Source organism: Amycolatopsis sp. SID8362 (assembly GCF_010550475.1).
Lineage (GTDB): Bacteria > Actinomycetota > Actinomycetes > Mycobacteriales > Pseudonocardiaceae > Amycolatopsis > Amycolatopsis eburnea.
In genome coordinates, this window is sequence record NZ_JAAGNB010000460.1 from 1 (window position 1) to 6,643 (window position 6,643).

General features: G+C 70.6%; 6 protein-coding genes. 3 read left to right on the forward strand and 3 right to left on the reverse strand.

What is annotated here, in order from left to right:
• The coding region (locus G3I65_RS14485) for a DUF6086 family protein (protein WP_160696574.1) at window positions 1-323 on the reverse strand (323 nt) is incomplete at its 3' end.
• A 159-nt stretch (window positions 324-482) separates the two neighbouring features.
• Here G3I65_RS14485 and G3I65_RS14490 point away from each other — a divergent pair.
• Window positions 483-1,457, forward strand: coding sequence for a glucosyl-3-phosphoglycerate synthase (locus G3I65_RS14490; RefSeq protein WP_160696575.1), 975 nt, complete (start codon window positions 483-485; stop codon window positions 1,455-1,457).
• Between the two features lie 4 nt (window positions 1,458-1,461).
• On the opposite strand, the gene G3I65_RS14495 is transcribed toward G3I65_RS14490, so the two are convergent.
• Complete coding sequence (locus tag G3I65_RS14495) at window positions 1,462-2,322, reverse strand: sterol desaturase family protein (protein WP_160696576.1); 861 nt, start codon at window positions 2,320-2,322, stop codon at window positions 1,462-1,464.
• 70 nt (window positions 2,323-2,392) lie between these two features.
• On the opposite strand from G3I65_RS14495, the gene G3I65_RS14500 reads away from it, so the two are divergent.
• Window positions 2,393-3,001 (forward strand): TetR/AcrR family transcriptional regulator, encoded by a 609-nt coding sequence (locus tag G3I65_RS14500; RefSeq protein WP_309235460.1) that lies wholly within the window; start codon window positions 2,393-2,395, stop codon window positions 2,999-3,001.
• A gap of 374 nt (window positions 3,002-3,375) precedes the next feature.
• Window positions 3,376-3,744 carry a hypothetical protein gene (locus G3I65_RS14505; protein ID WP_086860813.1) on the forward strand — a complete coding sequence of 123 codons (369 nt, stop codon included), beginning with the start codon at window positions 3,376-3,378 and terminating at the stop codon, window positions 3,742-3,744.
• Window positions 3,745-3,792: 48 nt separating this feature from the next.
• On the opposite strand, the gene G3I65_RS14510 is transcribed toward G3I65_RS14505, so the two are convergent.
• Window positions 3,793-6,357 carry a PQQ-dependent sugar dehydrogenase gene (locus G3I65_RS14510; protein WP_160696577.1) on the reverse strand — a complete coding sequence of 855 codons (2,565 nt, stop codon included), beginning with the start codon at window positions 6,355-6,357 and terminating at the stop codon, window positions 3,793-3,795.
• Window positions 6,358-6,643 lie beyond the last annotated feature (286 nt).

Consider the following 6,643-nt stretch of genomic DNA (forward strand, 5'->3'; position numbering starts at 1 on the left):
GACGACACCGCCGCCGGCCCGTCGAGCGCGGGCAGCGCGAGCCCGCCGCGGCGCGCCAGCACGGCCGCCGTCGCCACGAAACCCTCCAGGAGCGCTCGCTGGATCGGGTGCGAGGTCGCGCGGTATCCGGCGATCAGCGCGTCGGTGAACTTCGCGAAGGCCGCCCCGTCGATCGGGTGGTCGTCGGGGTCGCCGGGCGTCACGCCGATCCCCGACGGCCCGGCCACCGGGACGAACGCCTCGGCGAGGCGCGTGAACAACGTGCCGGGCCCGTTGGCCGGGTTCCACACGTCCTGGCCGTCGATGCTGAAGTACTGGCTCATCGGCCGCGAGCCTGGGCCGGTCGGCCGCGCCGGTCAGCCCGTTTTCGGCTCGTCGCGTTAACCGGGGCCCTCACTTCGTAACACCCCGGTAGCACCCGGGCGGCACCGTCGAAACGCGGCGCCCCGAACCTCGGAACCGACCGAGGGAAGGGGAACCCCATGCGCAACGCACGCCTGCAGGTGTCGCCGGAAGTCGGCACCTGGCTCGACCGGCGCAGCAGCAAGGCCGGCGACCACACCGTCGACGAGCTGGTCGCGGCCAAGCGCGGCACCACCGTTTCCGTCGTCATCCCGGCCCGGGACGAGGAAGCCACCGTCGGGGCGATCGTCACCGCCATCCGCGAGGAGCTCCACGGGGTGCTCGTCGACGAGATCCTCGTCGTCGACAGCCACTCCACCGACGCCACCGCCGAGGTCGCCGCGGCCGCGGGGGCGGACGTCGTCGCGCAGGACGCCGTCTTCCCGGGTCTCGCCGGGCTGCCGGGCAAGGGCGAGGCGCTCTGGAAGGGCGTCGCGGCGACGTCGGGCGACCTCGTCGTCTTCGTCGACGGCGACCTGCACGACTTCACCACCGGCTACGTCACCGGGCTGCTCGGCCCGCTGCTCACCGACCCGTCCGTGGCCTACGTCAAGGGCTTCTACCACCGCCCGCTGGGCACCGAGGCCGACGGCGGCGGCCGCGTCACCGAACTCGTCGCGCGGCCGCTGCTCAACATGTTCTGGCCGGAGCTGGCCGGCTTCGTCCAGCCGCTCGCCGGCGAATACGCGGGCCGCCGCGAGGTGCTGGAGAGCATCCCGTTCGTCGCCAACTACGGCGTCGAGATCGGGCACCTCATCGACCTGCTGGAGCTGCACGGCCTCGACGCGCTCGCCCAGGTCGACCTCGGCCACCGCGCCCACCGGCACCAGAGCACGCAGGCGCTGGGCCGGATGGCCGGGCAGATCATGCAGACGCTGTTCGACCGCCTGCAGCGCTACGACCGGCTGATCACCGCCGTCCCGCCGGCCACCACGCTCGCCCAGTTCCAGCGGGGCGCGTCGGACAGCGGGGTCGAGCGCGAGCTGGTGCTGACCGACCTGACGTCACCGCAGCGCCCGCCGCTGAACAGCCTCGCCCTGCGGCACACGGCGTAACCCCTCACGCGAGCGCGTGTTCGGGCTGCCAGCCGGGCGGCCCGAACACGTAGCCCGCGCGCTCGCGCCAGGTCCGCGCGCCGCGCAGGTCGCGCAGGATCGAGCCGTACTCGTGGAAGCCGACCTTCAGCAGGTTGTACGTCTCGATGTTCGTCGTCAGCCCGTACGTCGGCCGCTTGCCCTCGGGGACGAAGCTGCCGAAGAGCCGGTCCCAGATGATCAGGATGCCGCCGTAGTTGGCGTCCAGGTACTCCGCGTCGCTGCCGTGGTGGACGCGGTGGTGCGACGGGGTGTTGAAGACGTACTCGAACCAGCGCGGCAGCTTGCCGACCTTCTCGGTGTGCACGAAGAACTGGTAGACGAGGTCGATCGAGAGCCCGGTGAGGATCATCCACGGCGGGATCCCGCACAGCGCCAGCACCGACCAGAACGGCAGCTGGAAGTACGGGGTCCACTTCTGGCGCAGCGCCGTCGAGAAGTTGTAGTGCTCGCTGGAGTGGTGCACCTGGTGCCCGGCCCACAGCAGCCGCACGCGGTGGCTGGCCCGGTGGTAGGCGTAGAAGACCAGCTCCTGGCCGAGCAGCATGAGCACCCACGTCCACCAGTTCCGCGGGTCGAGGTGCACCGGTGCCAGCTCGAACAGCGCCGCGAAGACGAAGAGCATGACCAGCCGGAACAGCGCGTTGACGCCCACCGCGACGGTGCCCATCAGCATGCTCGTGCGGGTGTCGGCGACGCTGTAGCCGACCACGTTGTCGTCGTGCCCGAGCACGTGCACCGCGACGATCTCGATCGCCACGAACAGCAGGAACACCGGGGTCGCGAACAGCACGGGATCGCGCAGGTGCGCCAGGAACTCGGCCACGTCGCCTCCTTCTATCTGACCCTACGGTAACTTACCCAAAGGTCACTTTGCCAACGGTAGGCTCTGCGGCGTGACGGAGTCAAGGGCGGTCGGGACCAAGGGGATGCCCCGCGAGGAACGCGAGGCCCAGCTCGTCGTGGCCGGCACCGAGGAGTTCGGCCGGGCGGGCTACGCGGGCGCGTCGATGGTCGAGATCGCGCGCCGCGTCGGGGTCACGAAGCCGCTGCTGTACCAGTACTTCGGCTCGAAGGACGGCCTCTACCTGGCCTGCCTGCACCGCGCGGGCGACCGGCTCACCGAGGGCGTCGCGACGACCATGGCGGGCGGCGGCGAGCCCGAGAAGATGCCGCTCAAGGTGCTGTCCGCGATCTTCACGACGTTCGACCACGACCGCTACGCGTGGCGCCTGCTGCGCGACGCGACGGTACCGGCGACGGGCGACATCGCGGCGGCGGCCGCGGACTACCGGCGCCGCCTCGACGCCTTCGCGCTGCTGGGCGCGACGGAGCTGATGACCGCGCGCGGCCTGGCCGACCCGGTCGACATCGAAGCCATCGCGCAGGTCTGGACCGGCGTGGTCGACTCGCTGATCAGCTGGTGGATCGACCGCCCGGACGAGGACGCGGCGGCGATGACGGCCCGCTGCGCCCGGATCATGGGCGGCCTGTTCGGCTGGTGACCCCGGCCCGGACCAGGGCTCCGGCAAAGTCGCCGGACCGCCGACCCCGGCCTGCGCCGACCGGCGTCAGGGCCCGGCAGAGGTGCGGCGGCTTGCTCGGTGGCAGCATTTCCGGCGTCCTGAATGACTCATTCAGGTCTTCGGAGGTCCTGAATGACTCATTCAGGACGCTGCAGGCCCACCCGTCGCGGGCCGCCATCCGGCCCGGCTCTGTCCATAGTGGACCACAGAGCATCAAGGGGTCACTCTTTGGTGCTTTTGTCCGTTATCCTGCGCACGGAGAGTGGCATCCGCAGATTGACTTCCCGAACGGCGTAGCGAAACCGGCCCCGTTCGCGATTAATCAGGGAAGCCGTCCCGTCGAGAGGTGCCCGATGCCCGAACCCGCCACTCCCGTCCCGGCCGATCCCCGCCTCGCCGCGCGGTTCACCGAGGACCTGCTCGACGGCTGCCGGGTCCTGGCCAAGGACTACGGCTACCGGCCCGCCCAGTTCGAGCGGATGGTGCGCGAGCACGGCGGCGTCGAGGCGGCGCGCCTGCTGCTGCGCGGGGCCGGGACCGCCGGCGGGTTCACCGTGCTCTGGGAGAAGAACCAGCTCGGCCGCAGCTCGGAGGCGACGATGCTCCGCGCGGAGTACTCGGAGCTGTTCACCCCGGACGAGCTCCTGCTCGCCCGGCGGCGGCTGGAGGAACACGGCTTCGACGTCGACGCGCACCTGCGCAGCCTCGCTGAACAGGGGTGAGGGCGGCAGGGGTGACCGGCGCCGCTCCGGTCACCCCTGCCGCGGCTTCTAGGCGGCCGCGCTGGACTTGCCGCGCAGCACCACGTTGGCCGTCGACGCGCCCTTGATCGCCGTTTCGATCTGGGCCATCGTCGAGGACGACGACAGGCCGGGGACGGTCGCGGTGTTCAGGGCGTAGAGCGTGAACGTGTACGGGTGGCTGGAGCCGCCCGGGCACGGGCCGAAGAACTTCTGGGCGTTCGCCCCGCTGCCCATCGCCTTCTGCTTGGCTCCGCCCTGGTTCGGCACGGTGTACCCCGCGCCGAGCCCTTCCGGCAGGGCACGGGCCGACGCCGGGACGTCCCAGATCGCCCAGTGCAGCTTGTTCCCGCCGTTCGCGGTGTCGGCGAACACGACCGCGTAGCCCTTGGCACCCGCGGCGGCACCCCACGCCAGCGGCGGCGACGGGTCCTGGCCCGCCGTGCCGTCCCCGGCGCAGGTGTACTTGTCCGGGATGGTGGCGTTGTCGGCGAACGCGGAGCTCGTCAGCTTGAAGGCGCCCGGGGTGGTGCCGCCGGGGAACTTCAGCCGCACGATGACGTTGTCCAGCACCGACGGCGTGCCGCCGTTCTTGTCGTTGTTGGTCGAGGTCAGCCACAGCCCGCCGTCCGGGGTCTTCGTGACCGAGCGGAGGCGGCCCCAGCGGCCGGAGAACAGCGTGGACACCGTGCCGATGCCCGTGCCCGCCGCGTTGATCTGCGTGGCGAACAGCTGCTGGCCGGTGACGCCGGCGATGTAGATCCAGTCGTTGACGATCTCCACCCCGCTCGGCCCGGCCTGCGAAGTCGGCCAGGTCTTCTTCGGGGCGATGAAGCCGCTGCAGCTGCCGATCGTGCCTTCGCAGCTGGGCCAGCCGAAGTTGCCGCCCTTCTGGATCAGGTTGAGCTCGTCCTGGCTGCTCTCACCGAACTCCGCCGCCCACAGCTGGCCGCGGGAGTCCCAGGCCAGGCCCTGCGGGTTGCGGTGGCCGTAGCTCCAGACGTACCGGGCGTTGCCGCCGGTGGCGTAGAACGGGTTGTCGCCCGGCGCGGAGCCGTCCGGGTTGAGCCGGAGGATCTTCCCGTTGAGCGAGCTCTTGTTCTGCGCGTTTTCGCTGTTCTTCGCGTCGCCGACGGTGGCGTACAGCTTGCCGTCCGGGCCGAACTTGATCCGGCCGCCGTTGTGGTAGCGGTTCTTCGCGATCCCGGTCAGCACCGGCGTCGACGTCGAGGACAGCGTGGTGCCGTCGTAGGTCATCTTCACGATCCGGTTGTCCCCGGATGCCGTGTGGTACAGGTAGATCGCGTGGTCGGTGCTCCAGTTCGGCGAGATCGCCAGGCCGAGCAGGCCGCCCTCGCCGGTGGTCGTGACCACGCCCGGCACCTTGCCCAGCGTGGTCTTCTGGCCGGACGGCGTGACGAGCAGGAGCTCGAACCGGTCCCGCTCGGTCACCAGCGCGTTGCCGTTGGGCAGGAAGTCCACCGACCAGCCGAGGTCGACCTTCGCGATGTCCTTGTCGTACTCCGGGATGCCCCCTGCGCCGCCCGGAGCGGACGTCTTGGCGGTGACCGCGTTGCTCGCCGCGGAGCTGTTGCCGTCGGGGTCGCGCGCCTTGACGGTGAAGGTGTACGAGGTGCTCGGGTTCAGGTTCGTGACGGTCGTGCTCAGGGACGTCGTCGTGGCCACCTTCGCGGTGCCCTGGTAGACGTCGTAGCCGGCGATGGTGCCGCCGTTGTCGGTGGAAGCGTTCCACGCCAGGGAAACGCTGTTCGCCGTGACGCCGGTGGAGTGCAGGTTGCCCGGGACGGTGGGCGGGGTGGTGTCGTCGCTCGGCGGCGTGGTGAAGGTGACCACGTTGCTCTGCTGCGACGGGTTGCCGGCGGCGTCGAACGCGCCGACCGAGATGTCGTAGGCGGTGTTCGGCGTCAGGTTGTCCACGGTCGCCGTGGTGGTGGCGCCGTCGACGGTCTTGAGGATGTTGCCGCCGCGGTTGATCTCGTAGCGGACGACGCCGACGTTGTCGGTCGCGGCGGTCCAGCTGAAGGTGGCCGCGGTCGGGAGGATGTTGCTCGCCTTGAGGTTCGACGGCGGCGTCGGCGGTTCGCCGTCGGTCGGCGCGACGAAGGTGTCGGTGAGCTTGTCGGCGTTCGGGCCGCCGTTCGCGGTGGTTGCGGTGGTCCGGACCTTGTTGACGCCGGCGGTCAGCTGCACGGTCGCGGTGGCGGTCTTCCAGGTGGTCCAGGCGCCGGTGCCGGGGAAGTCGACGGTGCCCTTGTCACCGCCGTCGACGGTGAGCTTCACCGGCCGGTTGTCCGTGGTTCCGTTGGCGTAGCGGAAGGTCAGGGTGTGCGTGCCCGCCTGGGCGGCGTTCACGGCGTACTCGACGTAGCTGCCCACGACGTTGTCGAAGTTGACGAACCCGGTGCCGGAGTACCCGGCGTGGTTCGACTCGACGGCGCCTTGGGAGATCACGGCGGTTTCGGACTCGTAGTCGGTGTCCGCGGCGAAAGCGCTTACCGGGCTGAGCGCGGTGAGGCCGAGCGCCGCGACTGCGGTACCGGCCAGTACCACGCGCCACGGTGGACGGGGTGCCACTGGGAGCCTCCTGCGTGGGTCGGGGGACCGGGGCGGGGGATGGTTCGGCGGACCACCGGTGGGTAATAGTTAGGAAAGTTTCCTATCTATGGGACAGATCACACACCTTCCGGGTGAGTGTGTCAATACTCGACACGGTCACTCACCCTTGGTGAAGAAGGGTTTCCCGCTCACCGGTGCGCCGGGGTCAGCTCGCCGCCACCGCGGTCTCCGCCGCCCAGTCGCGCGGCTCCAGGAACGCGGCCAGCTCGGCCTCCGCGCTGCCCGGCTCCGGCGTGCCGGCGGT

Coding starts and splice junctions, on each gene's coding strand:
- G3I65_RS14490 (WP_160696575.1), top strand. CDS start 483: ATGCGCAACGCACGCCTGCAGGTGTCGCCGGAAGTCGGCACCTGGCTC.
- G3I65_RS14505 (WP_086860813.1), top strand. CDS start 3,376: ATGCCCGAACCCGCCACTCCCGTCCCGGCCGATCCCCGCCTCGCCGCG.